This window comes from uncultured Parasphingorhabdus sp. (assembly GCF_963975555.1).
In the GTDB taxonomy this organism is placed as follows: Bacteria; Pseudomonadota; Alphaproteobacteria; order Sphingomonadales; family Sphingomonadaceae; genus Parasphingorhabdus.
The window spans coordinates 76,187-97,063 of the sequence record NZ_CAXBHH010000007.1; the positions used below are offsets into that span (position 1 = coordinate 76,187).

The 20,877-nt window shown below is 56.4% G+C and carries 19 protein-coding genes; 12 read left to right on the forward strand and 7 right to left on the reverse strand.

Translation table 11 applies throughout. The features are described 5' to 3' along the window. Positions 1-75: 75 nt before the first annotated feature. Together AAC060_RS13515 and AAC060_RS13520 are read right to left on the reverse strand one after the other, a co-directional pair. Positions 76-1,506, reverse strand: a complete 1,431-nt coding sequence (locus AAC060_RS13515) for an MFS transporter (protein WP_339827054.1) — start codon at positions 1,504-1,506, stop codon at positions 76-78. Further along, positions 1,503-2,339: a glucose 1-dehydrogenase gene (locus tag AAC060_RS13520; protein WP_339827056.1), complete on the reverse strand. Its 837-nt coding sequence runs from the start codon at positions 2,337-2,339 to the stop codon at positions 1,503-1,505. Before AAC060_RS13520 ends, AAC060_RS13515 begins: the two co-directional genes overlap by 4 nt. Before the next feature lie 232 nt (positions 2,340-2,571). Here AAC060_RS13520 and AAC060_RS13525 point away from each other — a divergent pair, with 232 nt between their 5' ends. The 5 genes from AAC060_RS13525 (at position 2,572) to AAC060_RS13545 (ending at position 7,179) form a co-directional block, all read left to right on the forward strand. Continuing rightward, the gene (locus AAC060_RS13525; RefSeq protein ID WP_339827058.1) at positions 2,572-3,765 is read left to right on the forward strand and encodes an acyl-CoA dehydrogenase family protein; all 1,194 of its coding nucleotides are present in this window, start codon (positions 2,572-2,574) and stop codon (positions 3,763-3,765) included. Positions 3,766-3,836: 71 nt separating this feature from the next. After that, a complete protein-coding gene (locus tag AAC060_RS13530) occupies positions 3,837-4,973 on the forward strand; it encodes an acyl-CoA dehydrogenase family protein (protein WP_339827060.1) in 1,137 nt (378 codons plus the stop codon). A 12-nt stretch (positions 4,974-4,985) separates the two neighbouring features. Continuing rightward, entirely contained in the window at positions 4,986-5,777 is a 792-nt protein-coding gene (locus AAC060_RS13535; protein WP_339827062.1) for an SDR family oxidoreductase, read from the forward strand. 71 nt (positions 5,778-5,848) lie between these two features. Further along, positions 5,849-6,376 (forward strand): hypothetical protein, encoded by a 528-nt coding sequence (locus AAC060_RS13540; protein WP_339827064.1) that lies wholly within the window; start codon positions 5,849-5,851, stop codon positions 6,374-6,376. Positions 6,377-6,489: 113 nt separating this feature from the next. Beyond that, on the forward strand, positions 6,490-7,179 hold the full coding sequence (locus AAC060_RS13545) for a DUF4197 domain-containing protein (RefSeq protein WP_339827066.1): 690 nt from the start codon (positions 6,490-6,492) through the stop codon (positions 7,177-7,179). A 1,353-nt stretch (positions 7,180-8,532) separates the two neighbouring features. Here AAC060_RS13545 and AAC060_RS13550 read toward each other — a convergent pair. Both AAC060_RS13550 and AAC060_RS13555 read right to left on the reverse strand, forming a co-directional pair. After that, positions 8,533-9,360: a MaoC family dehydratase N-terminal domain-containing protein gene (locus AAC060_RS13550; RefSeq protein ID WP_339827068.1), complete on the reverse strand. Its 828-nt coding sequence runs from the start codon at positions 9,358-9,360 to the stop codon at positions 8,533-8,535. After that, positions 9,360-10,511 (reverse strand): acyl-CoA dehydrogenase family protein, encoded by a 1,152-nt coding sequence (locus AAC060_RS13555; protein ID WP_339827070.1) that lies wholly within the window; start codon positions 10,509-10,511, stop codon positions 9,360-9,362. Before AAC060_RS13555 ends, AAC060_RS13550 begins: the two co-directional genes overlap by 1 nt. Before the next feature lie 192 nt (positions 10,512-10,703). On the opposite strand from AAC060_RS13555, the gene AAC060_RS13560 reads away from it, so the two are divergent. The 6 genes from AAC060_RS13560 (at position 10,704) to AAC060_RS13585 (ending at position 16,540) form a co-directional block, all read left to right on the forward strand. Beyond that, positions 10,704-11,813 (forward strand): S-(hydroxymethyl)glutathione dehydrogenase/class III alcohol dehydrogenase, encoded by a 1,110-nt coding sequence (locus AAC060_RS13560; protein WP_339827073.1) that lies wholly within the window; start codon positions 10,704-10,706, stop codon positions 11,811-11,813. Further along, positions 11,813-12,649, forward strand: a complete 837-nt coding sequence (fghA, locus tag AAC060_RS13565) for an S-formylglutathione hydrolase (RefSeq protein WP_339827075.1) — start codon at positions 11,813-11,815, stop codon at positions 12,647-12,649. The genes AAC060_RS13560 and fghA overlap by 1 nt, the downstream gene beginning before the upstream one ends. A gap of 46 nt (positions 12,650-12,695) precedes the next feature. Then, positions 12,696-13,847, forward strand: coding sequence for a serine hydrolase domain-containing protein (locus AAC060_RS13570; RefSeq protein WP_339827077.1), 1,152 nt, complete (start codon positions 12,696-12,698; stop codon positions 13,845-13,847). Between the two features lie 74 nt (positions 13,848-13,921). After that, positions 13,922-15,082 (forward strand): Xaa-Pro peptidase family protein, encoded by a 1,161-nt coding sequence (locus AAC060_RS13575; RefSeq protein ID WP_339827079.1) that lies wholly within the window; start codon positions 13,922-13,924, stop codon positions 15,080-15,082. Positions 15,083-15,157: 75 nt separating this feature from the next. Further along, positions 15,158-16,003, forward strand: a complete 846-nt coding sequence (locus AAC060_RS13580; protein ID WP_339827081.1) for an SDR family oxidoreductase — start codon at positions 15,158-15,160, stop codon at positions 16,001-16,003. A gap of 90 nt (positions 16,004-16,093) precedes the next feature. Next, positions 16,094-16,540 carry a hypothetical protein gene (locus tag AAC060_RS13585; RefSeq protein ID WP_339827083.1) on the forward strand — a complete coding sequence of 149 codons (447 nt, stop codon included), beginning with the start codon at positions 16,094-16,096 and terminating at the stop codon, positions 16,538-16,540. A 593-nt stretch (positions 16,541-17,133) separates the two neighbouring features. On the opposite strand, the gene AAC060_RS13590 is transcribed toward AAC060_RS13585, so the two are convergent. Then, positions 17,134-17,529 (reverse strand): helix-turn-helix transcriptional regulator, encoded by a 396-nt coding sequence (locus AAC060_RS13590; RefSeq protein WP_339827085.1) that lies wholly within the window; start codon positions 17,527-17,529, stop codon positions 17,134-17,136. Between the two features lie 522 nt (positions 17,530-18,051). Beyond that, positions 18,052-18,648 carry a hypothetical protein gene (locus tag AAC060_RS13595; RefSeq protein ID WP_339827087.1) on the reverse strand — a complete coding sequence of 199 codons (597 nt, stop codon included), beginning with the start codon at positions 18,646-18,648 and terminating at the stop codon, positions 18,052-18,054. 63 nt (positions 18,649-18,711) lie between these two features. Here AAC060_RS13595 and AAC060_RS13600 point away from each other — a divergent pair, with 63 nt between their 5' ends. Beyond that, positions 18,712-20,226: a transporter gene (locus AAC060_RS13600; protein ID WP_339827088.1), complete on the forward strand. Its 1,515-nt coding sequence runs from the start codon at positions 18,712-18,714 to the stop codon at positions 20,224-20,226. A 62-nt stretch (positions 20,227-20,288) separates the two neighbouring features. Here the strand turns inward: AAC060_RS13600 and AAC060_RS13605 are convergent, their stop codons facing one another. Further along, entirely contained in the window at positions 20,289-20,873 is a 585-nt protein-coding gene (locus tag AAC060_RS13605) for a hypothetical protein (protein ID WP_339827089.1), read from the reverse strand. Between the last annotated feature and the right edge of the window lie 4 nt (positions 20,874-20,877).

Sequence of the window (20,877 nt, forward strand, 5' to 3'; positions counted from 1 at the left end):
CGATTAACTTATCAGACGCCGTCTGGCTTTGCCACCGCGAAAACGTCTCGCCGGATGATTTTCATTCTCGGATTTTCATTTTACCCGCGGCATGGACGCGGCCAGCTTCGATATGCGTTCGCCATGATCCTGTTCACTAAGGGGAAACAGAGTGTAGGCCCATGTTCCGGCAATTCCGATCACGGTCACCAGCGACACAAAAATGAGCGCCAGATTGTCGACAATCGCGGGATCAACCGTCCCGGGAACCGCTTGCGCCGGTAACCGGATGAACGAAATGATGAGGCCAGCCAGCAGAATTCCCATGCCGCCGACCATTTTCTGCATGAACCACATACCCGAAGAGAACAGGCCTTCCGCACGTTTGCCCGCATCATATTCATAGGCATCTGTGACATCGGCCATCATCGAATAGGTCAATATCATGGCAGAGATGCTAGCCGCAATGCTGATGACGACCAGGGTGAAGAGGATTGGTATGAGATAGGGGGAGCCGGGTCCGGGGAAAAGATCCATCATGCGCAGCCAATATGGCACAGTACCAAAGATCACCGCCAGCAACGTAAAATAAGCGGCGCCCTTGGGTTTTCCGGTCTGCTTGGAAACCGGAGTGACGAGCAAAAATGCGAATATGACTCCGATGAACAGAACGGCAGAATAGAGAGTCATTTCCGCAGAGCCGAATTCCCAGACATGCGTAAGTAGATAGGGTGTCATCGAAAATAACAGGCCCTGGTTGGTAAAGGCGAAAACGCCAGCAAGCATCAGCAATAGAAAGGGTGAAAAACGGAATGCCGAGAGCATTTCCGAAAAGCCTTCTGCTGTTTTCGGTGGCTCGCGTTCGGCCTTATATCGCGCGACCGTCCTTTTGTGAGTGCTGAGCGCCGACACCAGGACGGCAAAAGCCATGATGCAGGCACCAATGATGGCAAAAGTTGAATAACCATCCACGTTCAGTAGACCCACGGGATATTTTTCGCTGGGTACCAGCAGAATGCCATAAGCAAGAACCATGATACCGAGACCACTCGCCCAGCCGAACAGGCTGCGATAGCGCAAAATGCTGGTGCGATCATGATAATCGCGGCTGAGTTCCGGTAGCAACGCCAGTGAGGGCACTTCATAAGCGGACAGGGATATCCGCACGAGCATCGCCATCGTCAGCAGATAGAAAAATTGCACCGTGGCGCTGGCCTCGGGCGGATGCCATAATAACAGCCACGCCGCCGCAATCGGAAGCGCCGCCCCGTATAACCATGGGTGGCGCCGTCCGATCGGCGTTCTGGTCCGGTCGGTCATCTGGCCGATCAGCGGGTCGATAAAAGCGTCGACGAACAGGGCAATGGCAATCGCCAGACTGACGACGTCAGCCCGCATCCCGATCACCTGATTATAATAAAACAGCAGAAAGACGGAGAATCCGTTATCCTTGATACCGTAAGCGGCGGAACCGAAGCCATATAGGATTTTGGTTTTGAGCGGGAGCTTTTCCGATGCCTCTGTCAACGCAGATGCTCCGGCAAGATCGCATCGAGCATGCCGGGTATTTCCGGATTCCAGCTACCCTGAGTACCGACCAGCATGCCGCCGTCGACCAGCAAATGTGTGCCGGTGACAAAACCCGCTGCATCGGATGCCAGATAGGCGGCCGCCTCTGCGATATCGCTCGGCACTCCCGGACGGGCGACTGGCTGGGCGTTCGCTGCTGCCTGACCCAGAATCGCATTTATCTCGTTCGTTTCTTCCGTATTGGCGCCGACACTCGCCGCGAAAATATTGGTCTGGATGAAGCCGGGGCATATCGCGTTTACGCGAATCCCGTATCGGGCCAGCTCGGCTGCGGCGACTTTTGTCAGATGCAATGCGCCGGCCTTGGCGGTGGAATAGGCCACCGGGCCATAGCCGGCCTGAAACGCGCAAATGGATGCTGTGTTGACGATCGCTCCGCCGCCGCGTTTTTTCAGATGCGGTGCGGCGTGGCGGATACCCATGGCCACGGATTTCAGCAACAATGCCATGGCAAAGTCCCATTCATCGCCACTGATCTCGTCTATCGGAGCCCGCGGGCCGCCGGCGCCCGCATTGTTGAAAACGATATCAATGCCGCCGGTTTGTTCCGCAGCATAGTCCATCAGTGCCTTGATATCGCTTTCCTGGGTGACATCGCATTTCTTGAACAGAAAGCCATCGCCCATCGCCGACATCATCGCGGTGCCTTCCGCTTCATCGATGTCGCCCATTACTACCTTGGCGCCTTCGCGGAGAAAAAGTTCAACGCTGCTGCGTCCGATACCTGATGACCCGCCTGTTATCACGGCGGTCTTGCCTTTAAATCTCATCCTCTTGCGCTCCCTTTTTTTTCTTCATTAAAGCGCTGATGCCTGTGAGCGTCAATCGCTTGTGCTGACCATGTTCGTTTCCGTTACGGAAATCTGACGGCTGGCCAGTCGTGGTAAAAATTTTGCGGCGGACTCTCCGATTCTTTTTGACTTCGGGCCAAGGGAATCGTTGAATCACTCCACGAAATTATGATAGTCCAACTTTAATTGATCAATTAAAAGGAAATTCGTGATGTCCGATCTGGAAACATTCCGCGCGGAGACCGCTAAATGGCTCGAGGCCAACTGCCCGCCAGAGATGCGCGAGCCGATGACAGGTGAAGAAGATGCCGTATGGGGCGGACGCAATGCGACGTTCAAGCCGGGCCAGAAAGAATGGCTGGATATCATGGCGGCCAAAGGCTGGACGGTACCGGACTGGCCGAAGGAATATGGTGGCGGCGGATTGTCACGCGAAGAGGCGAAAGTTCTGGGTCAGGAAATGGCGCGGCTCAAATGCCGGTCACCGCTGTCGAGCTTCGGCATCTGGATGCTCGGCCCCGCGCTGCTGCATTTCGGAACAGAAGCGCAGAAGAAACATTTTCTGCCGCCAATCGCGCGCGGCGAAATCCGCTGGTGTCAGGGATATTCCGAACCGGGCTCCGGTTCCGACCTCGCGTCGTTGCAAACCAGCGCCATCGACAAGGGCGATCATTTTGTCGTCAATGGCCAGAAAATCTGGACCAGCTATGCCGACAAGGCCGACTGGATCTTCTGCCTGACGCGGACCGACAAGAATGAAAAGCATAAGGGCATTACCTTCATGCTGTTCGATATGGCGAGCGAAGGCGTGACGACCAAGCCGATCGTTCTGATCTCGGGCCAGTCGGCATTTTGCGAAACATTTTTCGACGATGTGAAAGTACCCAAGGAATATGGCGAGGGTGTCTCGTCGGTAGTCTATGAAGTGAACAAGGGCTGGGATGTTGCCAAATATCTGCTCGGTCACGAACGCAGCATGATTTCCGATCAGGGTGGCTCTACGGGCGGTTCGCTGGGCGCGAAATTTGCTGACCAGATTGGCCGCGATGCCATGGGCCGACTCGATGACCCGATGCTCCGTGCTGAACTGGCGGATATGGACATCGAACTGCTGGCCTTCCGCGCGATGGCCGAACGGTTTGGCGATACGTTCAAGGCCGGCCTCTGCCATCCGGCCCAGCCCAATATGATGAAATATGTTGGCACCGAGATCAACAAGAGCAGGCACGAGCTGATCATGGCGGCCGGCGGCAGCGAAGTGCTGGAGTGGGAAAGCGATGCCAGCAATGGCGGCATGACCGCTCGCAACTGGTTGCGTACCAAGGCGAACAGTATCGAAGGCGGCACCAGCGAAGTCATGCTGAACGTCATATCCAAACAGATATTGCGACTGCCCGGCGCCTAGCGGAGCTGATTTCGAACAGTATGGCCTGGCGAGCGAGCTTGCCGCGAACAGAATTAGATAAGGACTAGAACATGCCGCTATATTTGAACGACGATCAACAGATGCTGCACGACAGCGCCGCCGAATTCATGAAAGGCGAGGCGCCGGTTTCGCATCTGCGCGAATTTCGCGACAAGCAGTGCAAGGACGGTTTCTCGCACGCATTGTGGAAGCAGTTCGCCGAAATGGGCTTTACCGGCATATTGATCGGCGAAGAAGAGGGCGGCCTCGGTCTCGGTCATGTCGAAGCGGGCGTTGTGCTGGAAGAAATCGGTCGCAATCTCACGCCTTCGCCATTTCTGACCACGGCGGTTGCCGGTGTCGAAGCGCTCAACGCGGGCGGCAAGGCTCTGCGCGACAGATATTTCCCGGGCATAATCGCCGGAGATACGGTTCTGGCGCTGGCGATTGACGAAGGCGCGAAGCATCGCCCGGACCAGATCAGCATGGCCGCTACCCGCGAAGGCAATGGTTTCAAGCTCGATGGCAAGAAACAATTTGTGGTGCAGGGCGGTTCGGCCGATACATTGATCGTTGCTGCTCGAACCAGCGGATCTGCGGGTGACGACAAGGGGCTCACGCTGTTCGCTGTCGATGCGAATGCTGCTGGCTTGTCTAAAAACAGCGCGCGGCTGGTCGACAGTGCGATGGCGGCGCATCTCCAGTTTGACGGTGTGCTGGTCGACGCCGACGCGGTGATTGGCGAGGTTGACGAAGGCGATGCGGTCCTGCGTCGATTGTTGAACGCCGGACGTTCCGGTGCCGCTGCGGAAACATTGGGTGTCGGCGCGGGCTCCATGGATATCACGGTCGAATATATCAAAGGGCGCAGCCAGTTTGGCGAGTTGATCGGTTCGTTCCAGGCATTGCAGCACCGCATCTCCCATCTCTACAGCGAGATGGAAGTCGCGCGGGCCACCGTGTTGAAAGCGCAACAATTGCTCGATGAAGGCTCTGCTAACGCAGAGCTGATGGTATCGGTTGCCAAGGCCAAGGCTGGCAAGGCGACAGCGCTTTCGGTCAAGGAAGGCGTCCAGATGCACGGCGGCGTCGGCATGACCGACGAATATGATATCGGCCTCTATATGAAGCGCGACCGCGCGTTGCAGGAATTCATGGGTGATGTGAATTACCACACCAATCTCGTTGCCGAAATGCACGGTTATTAAAGGATATTGACGATGGATTTTAACAAACTTTTCTCGCTCGAAGGGCGTGTAGCTCTCGTCACCGGCGGCCAGCGCGGCATTGGCGCGATGATCACCGAAGGATTTCTGGCGCAGGGCGCTAAAGTCTATATCTCCGGTCGCAAGGCCGATCAGGGCGAAGCGGCTGCTGCCGAATTCGGCGACAATTGCATGTATATTCAGGGCGATATTTCGACCTATGAAGGCTGCAAGGCCCTCGCTGCCGAGATCGCATCGCGCGAAGAAAAGCTCGACATATTGGTGAATAACGCCGGCGTCGCATGGGGCGAGGAATATACGTCTTTCTCCGAAGGCGGCTGGGACAAGGTCATGGATACCAATGTCAAAGGCCTGTTCTTCCTGACTCAGGCGCTGCACCCGCAATTGAAAGCGGCGGCCAGTTTCGAGCGTCCGGCAAAGGTCATCAACATCGCGTCGGTTGACGGCTTCAAGGTCAATCCGTGGGAGACCTACAGCTATCAGGCGTCGAAGGCGGCGGTCATTCACTTGACCCGCAAAATGGCTTCGAAGCTGGTCCAGGAAGATATCATCATGACCGGAATCGCGCCCGGTGCCTTTGCTTCGACGATGAACAAGGCCGCTCGTGACCATGAAGCTGCGGTGGAAAAAGGCATTCCGGCGAAACGCATCGGCCGGCCAGAGGACATGGCGTCAGCGGCGGTGTTCCTTGCCAGTTCGGCCGGAGACTATGTTGTCGGTACGACCATCCCTGTCGATGGCGGAATCGTCAATGCTTCCAACCCGGGCGCGTCGATAGAAGGCTGATCCAGGTTTGTGTCTTGACGAATTAGGCTCCAGACTGTATTAATATAGCAATACAGTCTGGAGAAATACGCATGTCCACGAAATATCTGATCTTACTGGCGGCACTGCCGCTGGCCCTGTCGGCTTGCAGCAAGGCTGAAGACGAATCCGGCGACGGCTCTGGTCTGTCGATCGATTTCAGCGATGACAGCAAGTCCGATGACGAGAAAATCAAAATCGGCGGCGACGGTAAAGACAGCAAATTCTCGATCAAGGCGGATGGTTTCTCGATGGAAGTTGATCTGCCTTCGATCACGCTCGACAGCGACGATTTCGACATGAACGATGTCGATCTTTATCCCGGCAGCCATGTCACCAGCTTTGATATCAAGGACGTTGACGGGGAAGGGGGCAAGGTCCGGATCGGTTTCACGGCGCCAGTGGGTGCCGACAAGCTGGCCGACTGGTATGAAACGCAGCTGACCGGCAATGATTTCAAGGTTGTGCGCGACGGCACGAACCTTTCCGGTAAAACCGCTGAAGATGATCCGTTTTCGCTGGTGTTGACGGAATCATCCGGGGATGAAACCAAAGGCGTTCTGGAATTTTCCGAACATTAGTCATCTCCGCAAAATCTCGAATTTGCACAATTTTACCGATATTTTTTGGCAGGTTCAGGCGTTGACCAGTGAAATATGCTATGACCCTCTGACATAGTTCAGGAGAAATGGTCATGCGTCACGGAAAAACCTCTGGTAGAATATTCGCCACGATCGCTCTGGCGACGGCACCGCTGGCGCTCGTGACTCTCGCGGCGACACCCGCGGCAGCGCAAAGTTCGGGTGTGAAAGGTATCTTGGGCGATGCCTCCGATAATGCACTCGACAAGCTTTCGGAACCGGGTGCTTTCTATGCCGACAAGGCGGTGCGGATCTTGCTGCCCGGTCCGCTGCAGAAGGCGACGAGTATATTGCGTTTCACCAGCAAGGCCGGCCTGACCACGGACATTACCAAGACATTGAATGATGCTGCGGGCAAGGCGGCGCTCGAAGCCAAGCCGGTGTTCCGCTCGGCAATCGACGGTCTCACGTTGCAGGACGGTGTCGGTATTGTAACCGGTGGCGAAGCGGCCGGTTCCGACTATCTCCGGCGTACGTCGGGCGAAGAACTGGCGGTTAAAGTCCGCCCGCTGGTAGAAAAGGCGCTTCTGGAACTGGGGGCATATGAGCAGGTCGAAAGACTCGGCTCGCTCTCTTCGATAGCCCGGCTGGGCGGGACCGATCTTTCGCGCGACGGCCTGACCGACAGCGTCACGGATCAGGCGATGGAAGGCATTTTTACCTATATTGGCAAGGAAGAGGCCAATTTCAGAAGCAACCCGCTCGACAAGGGCAAGAAGCTGTTCAAGGGCATTTTCAAGTAAAGCTGAAGCCCGCGCGATATTCTCCGGCTTTTGATCCGGGGGCAGTTGCATAACATGCAACAGGTCGGGCTGCGTTCTCAATTGAAACTTACTTGCGATGCGACCATCTGCGCCGCGTAAGTTACGCAGGAAAAGAGATGTTTGATCGGCGTTTGTAAAAAGGAGAAAATCCATGAGAACGCTTTTCAATATTATCGCAGCAATTTCCGTCAGCAGCATTGTGCTGTTTTCGACGGTCCAGGGCTAAGATAAACAGTTACAATCCCGGTTGCCTCCTTCTCCTCCCGATCGAGGCGCCGGGATTGGTCCAAAGGTCCGGCCCTTCCCCCATCCCCTCCCAAATGAAGGTCCGGACCAGCGGACAATATTTTCAGAAATTCACCCGACAGCACGAAGTGCAGTTTTTATCCACCAGATCGGCAGGGGTTTTCCACCGCTAACTGATCTGCCTGTGGATAACTTGCTATTTTCCCCTAGGCGCGACTCGGCATGAGGAGTCATATATTGGTCATCGGAAGGCAAACGGACGAACCAGCGACCAGTCAGCAATGACCCGCAGGACAGCCCGGGACCCCGAAGATGGTCGAGATGACCAGTTTGTTTTTCGCAAGAAAAGGAAAATGATCTCTCGGTCGGTGATCGGAGAAGGACCGAAAAGGGAAGGCGCAAGCCGGAACGGATCAGCCTGACGAAGATCATCAGGTGACTGGACCAAATGCGGGTTGGAAACCGAAGCGAAGAAGCGCAAGCGGAAACGTGGACAACCACCAACCATTAACGCGTTCGATCTGGAATCCGGACGCCGAACAAGCGGCTGCTGGAATCGCAAGAGGACATCAGCCCCAACAGAGGCGCAGCGGGAGCTTATCTTCGGGTAAGCTCCCGTTTTTTTTGCAGCCGTGCCCGTTGCCGGATTTGTGTCGCTGCAAGAGCGTGGCCGGTACAGCGACAAATGAAATGCAGCCATCACAGCGGCGAACCCGAGTGATTGCAGTCACAACGAGAGGCGCGCAAATCCGCTAGTCCGCTTTGGCGAAGTCGCTACTCGTCACGCAGGCGGCTTCGCACCAATCCCCCCAACAATCCCATATGATCAAGGCACTCGGCACAAGGCGACCGGCGGACATTATTGTCCGCGATCGTCCTTTTTATTTTACCAGTGATCGGGATCACAGCCCCCAGAAAAAGACTCGGTTAACAAGATCTTGCGGCAACGATGTGACGGAGCAGTTTATTTCGTTTTATCCCCGTGCCGCACCAAACCCATTTTGGGTATCCATGGGAAGCTCGGCGGTTTATGCGACCCTACCGCCGAGCTTCTTTGCTGTGTCCAGTGGATTGGTCACCGCAGTTCTAGATCGCCGCTTCGGCGGACATGATTTCTCTGCCGTCATTGCCCAGCACAGCCAGCGTGATGCTCGCGTCCTCGCGTTTTCCGACCAAATATAAGGCCGTATTGGCGAAGGCCGGAGCCTGTCCCCGGAATGAAAAACGCGATAGCTTGTTTGCGCCCAGGTGGCTTGTGGCGAGATCCAGCAATAATGTTGCCATGAGCGGTCCCTGCACGACGAGGCCGGGATAGGCTTCTTCCTGCATCGCATAGGGGCGATCATAATGGATGCGGTGACTGTTGAACGTCAGGGCGGAATAGCGGAATAGCAAGGTTTCGGAAGGGCTGATTTCCTGCTGCCAGTCCCAGGCCTGAATATCTGGTGGATCGCTGCTGACTAAAGCGGCGGGTGCTGCGGTCGTCGCTGGCTCGCGATAGACGATATTCTGCCGCTCCCTGATCGCCACCCGTTCACCGACCCGCGTTTCATGATCGACAGCGACAAAGACCAGATCACCCGACTTGCCCGATTTCTCGTCTATGCTGGCCACGGTCGACACGCGCGTTATCTCGTCACCCAGCTGTAGCGGATGATTAAAAGAAACATCGCTCGACGCCCACATACGGCGGGGCAGGGGGACGGGCGGTAGAAACCCGCCTTTTGCGGGATGGCCATCTTCTGCCAGTTCCGCAGTCGGCGCATCGGGCAGGCACAGGCACCAGTGCAATCCCTGTGGAATGTCGTCGGTGACCGGCCGGTCGATTGTCGCGCAAAAGCGTTGCAGCAGGCCCGGCGTTATCACGTCATGACGTGTCTCGCTCTTGCCGATCCAGTCCGACCAGTCGCCCATCAATAGCTCCGTGGCAGGCCCAGCACATGTTCGGCGACATAGGACAGGATCATATTGGTGCTGATCGGGGCCACCTGATAGAGCCGCGTCTCGCGGAATTTGCGCTCGACATCATATTCCGCGGCAAAGCCGAAGCCGCCGTGGGTCTGGACGCAGGCTTCTCCAGCAGCCCAGCTGGCATCGGCGGCGAGCATCTTCGCCATATTGGCTTCCTCGCCGCAATTCTCGCCCGCTTCATATTTGCGCAGGCCTTCATGGACCAGCAGTTCGGCGGCGCGCATCTGCGCATAGGCGCGGGCGATCGGGAACTGGACGCCCTGATTCTGGCCGATCGGGCGTCCGAACAGCACGCGTTCCTTGGCGTAGGCGGTTGCTTTTTCGATGAACCATTTGGCATCGCCGATACATTCTGCTGCAATCAGCAGCCGCTCGGCATTCATGCCGGAGAGTATGTAGCGAAAGCCATTGCCTTCCTCGCCGATCAGATTGGCGGCGGGGACGCGCATATTGTCGAAGAACAGCTCTGTAGTGCTGTGGTTCATCATCGTCTCGATCGGCCGAATCGTCAGGCCGTTGCCCAGTGCCGCATTCATGTCGACGAGAAAGACCGACAGGCCGTCAGTGCGCTTGGCCACCTGATCCCGCGGCGTGGTCCGGGCGAGCAACAGCATCAGGTCGCTATGTTCGGCGCGGCTGGTCCATAATTTCTGGCCGTTGATGACATAATCGTCGCCGTCACGCTTGGCGACGGTCTTCAGCGCCAGCGTATCTGTGCCGCTGGTCGGTTCGGTCACGCCGAATGCCTGAAGGCGCAGTTCGCCAGTAGCAATTTTCGGCAGATATTGCGATTTCTGCTCTTCCGACCCGTGGCGCAACATCGTGCCCATGATATACATTTGCGCGTGTACCGCGCCAGCATTGCAACCCTGTGCCTGAATTTCCTCTAGGATTGCCGCCGCTGCGGAAATCGGCAATCCGGCGCCGCCAAATTCTTCGGGGATCAGCGCCGCCAGATATCCTGCTTCGCCGAGCGCGGTGACAAAATCGCTGGGATATTCGCGTGCCTTGTCGCGTGCGCGCCAATATTCTCCCGGAAATTTCTGGCATAGTTTCGCGACTTCCTCGCGGATGGACGTGCAATCTTGCGTCAATTCCGGTACTCCCCTGTGAACCTGCCTTTGAACCGAACTCGGTAGGAAGATCAACTGCCAATCATGACAAATAGACCGAGCAAAGCCGTGTGGCAGAAGGAAACACGGGACGAAATGCCCCGGTCACGCTTGCGGACACCTATATGTCTGACTTACAAGGCCGGAAACCATAGAATAGAGGACTAGCCCCTTATGAAGACCCGAGCAGCCGTCGCATTTGAAGCCAAAAAGCCGCTGGAGATTGTCGAGCTTGATCTGGAAGGTCCCAAAGCGGGCGAAGTGCTGGTCGAGATCATGGCGACCGGTATCTGCCATACCGATGCTTACACGCTTGATGGCCTCGACAGCGAAGGCAAGTTCCCGAGCGTATTGGGTCATGAAGGCGCCGGTATCGTGCGCGAAGTCGGCGCTGGTGTGACCTCGGTGGCGCCCGACGACCATGTGATCCCGCTCTACACGCCGGAATGCCGCCAGTGCAAAAGCTGCCTGTCGGGCAAGACCAATCTGTGCACCGCGATCCGCGCGACCCAGGGGCAGGGGCTGATGCCCGACGGGACCAGCCGGATGTCCTACAAGGGCGAAGCCATCTATCATTATATGGGCTGCTCGACTTTCTCGAACTTCATTGTCGTGCCCGAAATCGCGGTCGCGAAAATCCGCACCGACGCGCCGTTTAACACCAGCTGCTACATCGGCTGCGGTGTCACCACCGGTGTCGGCGCCGTGGTCAATACGGCGAAGGTCGAACCCGGTGCCAATGTCATCGTCTTCGGTCTTGGCGGGATCGGACTGAACGTGCTGCAAGGCGCGCGCATGGTCGGCGCTGACAAGATCATCGGTGTCGACATCAACGACGACCGTGAGGAGTGGGGCAAAAGATTCGGCATGACCCATTTCGTCAATCCGAAAAAGATCAAAGGCGATATCGTCGAGCATCTGGTGGCGCTGACCGATGGCGGCGCGGACTATACATTTGATTGCACCGGGAACACCGACGTGATGCGTCAGGCACTGGAGGCCTGCCACCGCGGTTGGGGTGAAAGCATCATCATCGGTGTCGCCGAAGCCGGCAAGGAAATCTCGACGCGCCCGTTCCAGCTGGTCACCGGACGCGTCTGGAAAGGTACGGCATTCGGCGGCGCGCGCGGCCGGACCGATGTTCCGAAGATCGTCGACTGGTATGTCAATGGGAAGATCGAAATCGATCCGATGATCACCCACACGCTGTCGCTGGACGAGATCAACAAGGGCTTCGACCTGATGCATGCCGGTGAAAGCATCCGCAGTGTGGTGGTCTTTTAATGGAGACCGTCTCCACCAACAGAAGTTTCGCCGGAACGCAGGGGGTCTATTCCCATGCGTCCACCGAAACGGGCACAGAGATGACCTTTGCTGTCTATGTTCCTGATCATGAAAAGGGCGTAAAACTGCCGGTCGTCTGGTATCTGTCGGGCCTGACCTGCACCCATGCCAATGTCATGGAAAAGGGCGAATATCGTCGGGCAGCCAGCGAACTGGGCCTGATCATCGTCGCGCCGGATACTTCGCCGCGCGGCGAAGGGGTGGCCGATGACGAGGCCTATGACATGGGGCAGGGCGCCGGTTTCTACGTCGATGCCACCGAAGACCCATGGGCGAAGCATTTCCGGATGCGCAGCTATATCGAAAAAGAATTGCCCGCTCTGATCGCCAGGGAATTTCCGGCGGACATGGAGCGCCAGGCCATATTCGGGCACAGCATGGGCGGCCATGGCGCGCTGACTATCGCGCTGCGCAATCCCGACCGTTACAAAAGCGTGTCGGCCTTTGCGCCGATTGTTTCGCCGATCAATTGCCCCTGGGGCGAAAAGGCGCTGGGCGGCTATATCGGCAGCGATAAAGCGGCGTGGCGGGAATATGATTCCTGCGCCCTGATCGAGGATGGCGCGCGCGTTGTCGACATCCTGGTCGATCAGGGAACGGGCGACAATTTCCTCGAGGAACAGCTGAAGCCGCAACTCTTGGCGGAAGCCTGCGACAAGGCGGGCATAAAGCTCAGCCTGAATATGCGCGAAGGATATGACCACAGCTATTATTTCATTTCCACCTATATGGCGGATCATTTGCGCTGGCACGCCGATCGGCTGGGCGCGCGATAGCCGAAGCCGTGGATTTTGAAAATATTGTCATAAAAGGATGAATGGATTGCTGCAGCTGGATTTACAAAAAACCCTGGATCAGGCGCTGGCCGACCGGCTGGTGGCCGGCGCGGTTGCCATGATTGGCAATGCCGATGCGGTGCTCGCGTCGGCGCAAGCGGGTCTCGCCGATCCTGAAACTGGCAAGCCTATGGCGCTGGATGGTATATTCCAGATCGCGTCGATGACCAAGGCGATAACGTCGGTGGCGGCGATGCAACTGGTCGAACGGGGCCTGCTGTCTCTGGACGATCCGATTGATCCCATCCTGCCCGAACTGGCCAATCCCGATGTACTGACCGGCTTTGACGGGGACGGCAAGGCGATAGTGGAGCCCGCCAAAAAGGCGATCACGCTCCGGCATCTGCTCACCCACACATCCGGTCTCGGCTATGCGTTTACCAAAGCGGATATGGCCAAAGCCCAGGGGAAGGTCGCTCCCGCCAGCATCGCCAGCATTACGACGCCGCTGATGTTCGAACCGGGAACGGACTGGCTGTACGGCGTGAGTACCGACTGGCTTGGTCGCGCGGTCGAGGCCGCCAGCGGCCAGACGCTCGGCGCCTATATGGAGGACCATATTTTTGCGCCTCTGGCCATGCAGGACACGGGCTTTGCGGTCGCGCCGGACAAGGTTGAGCGGCGGGTTCCGCTGCTCTCCCGCCAGGCGGATGCTCTGGTTCCCTTTCCCATCGAAATTGGCGGCGGTGATGCGGCGGAATATCAGTCCGGCGGCGGCGGGCTCTATTCGACGGCGGCGGACTATATGCGTTTCATGCGGATGATCCTGAACCGCGGCTCGCTCGACGGTGTCCGGATCATCAGCGCCGAGACCGTCGCTGCCATGTCGAAAAACCAGATCGGCGGGCTGAAAGCGGGGCAGATGGAGAGTGTGGTGCCGCTACTCGCCAACTCGTTTGAAGCCTTTCCCGGCATGCATTGCGGGTGGGGCCTCGGCTTTCTGATCAATCCGGAAACAGGACCCGATGGCCGCGCGGCCGGGAGCCTGTCCTGGGCCGGGCTGACCAACTGCTATTACTGGATCGATCCCGCCAGCAACATCGCGGGCCTGGTGCTGATGCAATTCCTGCCCTTTGCAGACACAGACGCCCTGCGTGTTCTGGCAGCGGTGGAATCGGCGGCCTATCAGCGGACATAATCTGTGCCGCAATATATTGAAGGAACGCCAATCCAGCTACAGCTGAGGCGCTCGCCCCATTTGGAGATTTGACCATGACCATAGCATCGCGACCACCACGGATAAGCAACGCCGAACGCGAACAGCGGCTGGACAATTTGCGCACAGCCATGTCCGCAAATGGCCTTGATGCGATCCTGATCACGCCGGGCAGCAATATGCGCTACTTCTTCGCCGAGGCTTTCTACGAAAGCGAGCGCTTCGTCGGGATATTGCTGACGGCGGATCGTACGATCTTCATCTGCCCGAAATTCGAGGAATCCGCGATCCGTGCCAAATTCCCGATGGCCGCGGACATGGCCTTCTGGGAGGAGCATGAAAGTCCCTTCGCGCTGATCGCGTCTCTATTGGCGGAAGCGGGCTGCCAGCGGTGCGCGCTCGATCCTGAATGTTCCTACGGCCATGCCGCGCGCCTGTTCGATGCGCTGGCACAGCTGGAAAAACCGGTCCACCAAAGCTCTGCTGCGTCGGTCATAGCACCGCTGCGCGCGATAAAATCCCAGGCCGAGATCGATCTGATGATCGCGGCGATGCAGCTGACGCTGTCGGTCCATCAGACCATTTTCGAGTGGATCAAGCCGGGTATGAAAGCCAGCGCCGTGATCGCCGAAATCGATCGCCTGCACCGCGCTGGTAGTGCCGATGGCGGCAACAGTTTCTGTGCCGTCCAGTTCGGCGAAGCGACCTCCCACCCGCATGGCGTACCGGGCGACCCGGCGCTGCAGGAGGGCGAACTGATCCTGATCGATACCGGCTGCACGATCGACGGCTATAATAGCGACATCACCCGCACCTACGCCCTGTCGAAACTGGACAGCGAGATCGAAAGACTCTGGCACGCGGAGAAAGAAGCCCAGCAAGCCGCCTTTGACCGCGCCGCCATCGGCACGCCCTGCGAAGACGTCGACAAGGCCGCCCGCGATATGCTGGTCAGCCACGGCCTCGGCCCCGACTATGACCTGCCAGGCCTCCCGCACCGCACCGGCCACGGCATCGGTCTGGACATCCACGAAGGCCCCTATCTGGTCAAAGGCGATGCGACGCCACTGGCAGCGGGCATGTGCTTTTCCAACGAACCGATGATCGTCGTGCCCGGCCAATATGGCATCCGGCTGGAAGACCATTTCTATATGACCGCGGCGGGGCCGGAATGGTTTACCCGGCCGCAAGAGGATCTTTACCGGCCCTTTGGCTAGAGCAATTGTGACAGTGCGTTCCAATTGGTGCGCCGGCACCATAATCTCTCTCGACAAGACTCAGGAGATATCACCATGACCATCGCCGTTACTGCCGTCACCGGTCAGCTCGGAACGGAAATTGCGAATAGTCTTTCCGGAATGAACACGGGCGAACCGGTCATCGGTCTCGCGCGCACGCCCGAAAAGGCAAAAGGCATGGATATTGAAGTTCGCGCCGGTGACTATAACAACCGGGACCAGCTGGAGCAGTCACTGTCGGGTGTCGATACGGTGCTGCTTGTGTCGGGGATGGCAGCGCCTGACGATCGTATCGAGCAACATCGCAATGTCATAAGTGCCGCCGGCGCTGCGGGCGTAAAAAAGATTGTCTACACCAGCATTCAGGGTGCCGAAAAAGACACCGCCTTTTCTCCCATCGTACAAAGCAATCGTCAGACCGAGGCTGACATAAGGGCGAGCGGGCTTGTCTGGGCGATTGGCCGCAACGGGATCTATATCGAGCCCGATGTGGAATATATCGAGACGTACAAGGCAAGGGGCGAAATCGCCAACTGCGCTGGTGACGGAAAATGCGGATATACGAACCGGCCAGAACTGGCTTACGCTTATGCCTGCATGCTGACCGGCTCAAAGCATGATGGCCAAACCTACAATCTCCATGGCGAACTACTCACCCAGGCGCAGCTTGCGCAATATCTCAACCGGACGTTCGGAACACAGCTTCAATATCGTTCGATGTCAGTCGCTGAATATTGCGAGGAACGGATAGCGGAACTGGGCGAATTCATCGGAACCGTGATAGCCGGTATCTATGAAGGCATCCGCAACGGCGCGCTCGACAGGGCCAGCGATTATCAGGAAGCGACAGGAAGGCCGCATCAAAGCTGGGACGGTTATTTCCGGTCGCTGGAGACCTGATCGCGACCGAAATTCCGGGCATGAGTGTCTTTGTTACCAAAATCGGTGAATGAAGCGTAACAAGGGCTGAGACCACGGGGAGCCTCAACGATGCGTTATTTTCTTGATACTGAATTTAACGGCTTTGGCGGTGAACTGATTTCGATCGCTCTGGTTCCCGAAGATGACGGCCTTGCTCCCTTCTACGGTGCGGTTGCATGTCAAAGCCCCACGGCATGGGTCGTCGAGCATATCATTCCGGTGCTGGATGTGGAGCCAGTGACGCGCAGCCGTCTCGCCGACCAGTTCGCGGACTATCTGAGCGACGACCCCGAACCGGTGCTGGTTGCAGACTGGCCCGAAGACATCGCCCACGCGGCGCGATTGCTGGTTATCGGCCCGGGCCTTATGAAACCGGTGCGCAATATTCGTTTTGATCTGGTTGATGCCGAGCTCGTTAGCTTGGGCGAGGGCAGCGCTGTTCCGCATAATGCCTATCACGATGCGCTCCGGCTGCGTGCCGACGTGCTTGCCTATGAAAAACGAATGGCGGCGTAGATGGCACGGCAGACAACCAGCGGAACGCCCTCATCCAACTGTATCTAGCCGCCTGCGCCAAGGCTTCGGTGGCAAGATTTTCGTATCTTTGTCCCTCAGGGGAGAAGATGTAAAAGTCGCTGTCCTACATCCGGCTCAATCGCTTATTGTCTCCACCGCTCCCGCAACCGGCTGGGGAACGGCTCTTTGACAATCTGGATATGGCAACGGCACTGTCTGCTGTCTGCTGTCCGCATGATTCTACTGGACCGTTGGGAGGCGCAATCTGGAAGGTTACACTAGGTGCCAGGCTTGCGGTATATAAAGACCGGAAATCTGAGGCTTTCCGGCAAAGGTTACAGAAAATAAAACAACCATTTTGTGTCTAGTTTGCCCGGAGAGACAAAAACGGTTGGACTCGCAGGAAGGCCGGAAGAGCGCGCGCAATCGCTTTCGCCTCTTGGTGACAGACAAATTTGTCTGCTCTTCACAAATTTTGAAATAGATGCGCCACAATCACGGCGCGTGCACTTGGGGGGGCTTTGCTCACGCTCGAACATCCCAGAAATCAGCTGTGATACTCGTTTCAACGTCACCGTAATATCAAAGGGAAATCACTCTTTGGACGGATTGAATGGTGCAGGAATCTCGTTCCCAGAGGGTTCTTCCCTTTCATCTTCCTCAACCTCCAGAAGCCCTTCGACAACCGCACAAGCGATCATGTGGGTGCGGTTTTTGGCGCGGAGTTTCAGACGGATATTCTCGACATGTTTGTCGACTGTTCTCGGAGCAATGCCCACGTGTTGTGCGACTTCTTTTGTGGATAAGCCCTGAGCAATATATTCCAGGATTTCATGCTCGCGAGCCGTCAAAACAGGAGCGTTTTCAAAACTTTCATGATGTAGCATCTCACTATGGGCCTTGTTCTTCCTTGCTTGGCAAAGCTGCCAGCATTCAATCGCCCCCTGTTTATTCAGCTGCTTTTCGAGTCGAGCCGTATAGATATACAATAGACCGGTTCTCTTATGAAAAACAGTGGCTTACCAATATTAAGTCGTTGGCTCCCTCGACCAACAACAAAAATAGGTTACTGATACAACTGATCGACGCTATCCGTGCCGCGTCGATGTTAGTGGTTTAAACTTTTCGACCTCCGATAGAATAGTATAAATCGGACTTATATAACTATCTGATTTTATGGTATTTTACAAACTCTACTGTTAAACCTAGGTAAATCCACGTGGTAAATATACTTAGTGGTTTATAGCTAGGGAAATGACCTGTCATTCTCCCTAGGGCAATTGCTGGATAGACCGGACTCAGGGAATTAGCCTAGGTAACACAGCGGAAAGCAAGCAAATATAAGATTGGTATCTGAGGCTACGTGAGCTTGTGCTCTATCGATCACGTAGAAAACTGGGTCGTGTAAAAAGCCTTAAAGGGAGGCAGCACGAATGCTAACCGCAATACCAGCACCCGATGTATCACATGGGTTAAACTCGCATATTCGCTCCACCGCATTGCGGTTCCGTTCAGGGCAGTTGATTTTCGACGAGGGCCAAAAGGCAACGCGTTGGTACGAAGTTGTCCGCGGCACCGTCAGGACCTGTCGGTTTCACATAGACGGGCAAAGGCATCTGACCGGCTTCTATTTTGCCGGTGACGTGTTTGGTGCGGATCACGGCTATTACAGTACGGCCGCGGAAGCCGTCACCGACGTCCTGATAGAATGTTACCGTGTTGGTGACATAACGAGAGAATCCAGCCCCCAGCCGCAACTTGAAGGAGCCGTCTCCATGCTGTTTCGCGCGATGTCCAGTGCCCAGCGATATCAGTTTATCATGTGTCACCGGACCGCGCCAGAAAGGCTGGCAGCTTTCCTGCTCTGCCTCCACCAACAGGGAGACAATAATCCCAAGATAAGGCTTCCCATGTCCAGAAGCGATATCGCCGATTTCCTCGGCTTGACGGTCCATACGGTCAGCCGGACTTTCACCGATCTCGCGCGACGTGGTCTTATCAAGGTGGATGGCAGGCATTCCGTCATCCTTATCGATAAAGCCCAGCTCTTCCGGTTTGCCGGAGAATATCATGACAATCTGCTGCCGCAAAACGGAGCCGGAATTCATCCGGCGGCCGAACTCTGCCTAGGTGACCGGTCCGCAGCGTAAAATATATCGGGGAGAAACAATATGACACGCCCTTCACACCAAATTTCCTATGCCGCCGCCGTGCCCGTTGTTGCCTTTGCATTCGGATTGATTGATCCGCCGCAATCCGCTGCGATGGCCGAAAGCGCTACCGGCATTTCCGATAAAACAATCGACGCCCCTTCGCTGGAATATCAATGGGTGGAGGCAAACCACGCCGTTGCTACATTTCTCGGGTCAGAAATAAAATCAGACGCAGAGAGCGGCGACCTGTCGATCTCCCCGGACGAAGCCCCGGATGGCGATGACAGGAAAGTCGAGGCCGACCAATCCAATGCGGATATGACAGATGTCGCTTCTGCGTTGGAATATATGCAATCGCAACTGATCGATCAGAAGCGGCTGCTGACCGAACAAAGCCGGTTGATTGCGGCCCAGAATGAAAAGATTAGACAGCTGGAGTTGCATAACCAGCTGGTGATCGCCGGCCAGCCACAAACAGCCTATTCTCTGTCCCAACTGCGCGGAGCCGGGATACAGGCACAACAGGTTGTTCAGCCTGCCGGTGGCGGAGACCCGTCAGCGGATAGTTTCGGCCTGCCTGACGCGCCGGTCGGGGAAGCGCCGCCGGAATCACAAAATATTGAACAGAAAGTCGAAGCGGTTCCGGAAGGTCAGGGCGTGCTGACCCCGAAAGGGCAATTCGTACTCGACCCGTCTATAGAATATACACTTTCATCGACCAATCGGCTCGTATTCCGGGGCATCGAGCTTATCCCCGGTATCCAGATAGGCGCGATCGAAGCCAGTGATGCTGATCGAGAAACGGTCATCGGAACATTCGCCATGCGCTACGGTTTGACCAATCGGCTGGAAATCGAAGGCCGGATGCCGGCATTATACCGTCGTGACCGGATCCAGGTCGTCCAGCAACGCCAGGATCAAATCGTTCGGGAAGTGAGTCTCAAGGAAACCGACATCGGTGATGCGGAGTTTTCATTGCGCTATCAGCTGAACAAACCAAAGGGGCAGAATCCAATCTGGGTGGCTGGCCTGCGAGTCAAAACTGACACCGGCAGAAGTCCCTATGAAATACCCTTTGATGAATTTGGCGTTGCCACCGGGCTTGCAACTGGTTCGGGATTTTGGGGCATCCAGCCCAGTATGAGTTTTCTGCTGCCCTCCGACCCCGTTGTATTATATGGCGGCGTCGGATATTTGTGGAATATCGAACGCAATATCGATCGTCTGGTCGGCGACGTTCTGGTCGGAAAGGTTGATCCGGGTGATGCGATCAACGCCAGCGTCGGTTTTGGATTTGCGCTGAACCCGCGTTTTTCATTCTCGATGGGCTATCGGCACAATTATATTTTTGCGACGAGTACAGAACTTGGCGACACCGTGCAGAAAAACACCGACATTCAGGTCGGTTCGCTCAATTTCGGAATGTCCTACGGCCTTAGCGAGCGCCAGTCGCTCAATCTGGGATTCCAGTTTGGCGTTACTGCAGATGCTCCGGATCTCAGCATGACATTGCGCATGCCGTTCCGGTTCTGATTGTCGTCCGAACTGTCTGGCTTGAAACGATCCGGCGACAGCTGTGGTTTTCTAACCGGAGGCTAGCCGCCGAGAGCCCCGATCGACGCCTGACCAACGAGATCGTTGACATTATTGGTGATGCGATCACGAAGCAGGTCGGAGCGGAAATCCTGATATCCGCCCAGGTCGATCGTCGCATTGACGTCCTGTACACTTTCAAGACCTAGGGCGGTATTGATCAGCATATTTTGCACGCCGTTGGCTGTTTCATGGCCGATAAGGGTCCGGCCACCATTGAGCAGATAGGCTGGTGAATCACCCAGTTTCATCCTGATGCTGCCGTTCGAGAATATACCGTCCTGGAGCCCAGACGCATCGACCGGACTGAGACCCGCTGATGCTGTCTGGATGACTTCTGCGCCATTGTCGGTCCAGTTCAATATGGTTTGCAGCATCAGTTCGCCATTGACATAGGTCCGGATATCGGCGCCGAAATTTATGTCGAGGCCGGACCAGACAAACCCGCCGCGTAGCTTGTCGAGATCTTGATCTTCGACAAGTACGGGCAGATCGACCGCCTGGGGTTGGGGGGCTGCGTTAGCGGTCTGGGGGCAAGCCAGTGCGATCATAGCGACGCTGGTCAGGGCTTTTGCAATTTGGGTCATATCT

Excerpts from the sequence above, each read along its gene's own strand:
- AAC060_RS13520 (WP_339827056.1), bottom strand. The coding sequence starts at position 2,339 with ATGAGATTTAAAGGCAAGACCGCCGTGATAACAGGCGGGTCATCAGGT.
- AAC060_RS13525 (WP_339827058.1), top strand. The coding sequence starts at position 2,572 with ATGTCCGATCTGGAAACATTCCGCGCGGAGACCGCTAAATGGCTCGAG.
- AAC060_RS13530 (WP_339827060.1), top strand. The coding sequence starts at position 3,837 with ATGCCGCTATATTTGAACGACGATCAACAGATGCTGCACGACAGCGCC.
- AAC060_RS13535 (WP_339827062.1), top strand. The coding sequence starts at position 4,986 with ATGGATTTTAACAAACTTTTCTCGCTCGAAGGGCGTGTAGCTCTCGTC.
- AAC060_RS13540 (WP_339827064.1), top strand. The coding sequence starts at position 5,849 with ATGTCCACGAAATATCTGATCTTACTGGCGGCACTGCCGCTGGCCCTG.
- AAC060_RS13545 (WP_339827066.1), top strand. The coding sequence starts at position 6,490 with ATGCGTCACGGAAAAACCTCTGGTAGAATATTCGCCACGATCGCTCTG.
- AAC060_RS13550 (WP_339827068.1), bottom strand. The coding sequence starts at position 9,360 with ATGGGCGACTGGTCGGACTGGATCGGCAAGAGCGAGACACGTCATGAC.
- AAC060_RS13560 (WP_339827073.1), top strand. The coding sequence starts at position 10,704 with ATGAAGACCCGAGCAGCCGTCGCATTTGAAGCCAAAAAGCCGCTGGAG.
- fghA (WP_339827075.1), top strand. The coding sequence starts at position 11,813 with ATGGAGACCGTCTCCACCAACAGAAGTTTCGCCGGAACGCAGGGGGTC.
- AAC060_RS13575 (WP_339827079.1), top strand. The coding sequence starts at position 13,922 with ATGACCATAGCATCGCGACCACCACGGATAAGCAACGCCGAACGCGAA.
- AAC060_RS13580 (WP_339827081.1), top strand. The coding sequence starts at position 15,158 with ATGACCATCGCCGTTACTGCCGTCACCGGTCAGCTCGGAACGGAAATT.
- AAC060_RS13585 (WP_339827083.1), top strand. The coding sequence starts at position 16,094 with ATGCGTTATTTTCTTGATACTGAATTTAACGGCTTTGGCGGTGAACTG.
- AAC060_RS13595 (WP_339827087.1), bottom strand. The coding sequence starts at position 18,648 with ATGAATTCCGGCTCCGTTTTGCGGCAGCAGATTGTCATGATATTCTCC.
- AAC060_RS13600 (WP_339827088.1), top strand. The coding sequence starts at position 18,712 with ATGACACGCCCTTCACACCAAATTTCCTATGCCGCCGCCGTGCCCGTT.
- AAC060_RS13605 (WP_339827089.1), bottom strand. The coding sequence starts at position 20,873 with ATGACCCAAATTGCAAAAGCCCTGACCAGCGTCGCTATGATCGCACTG.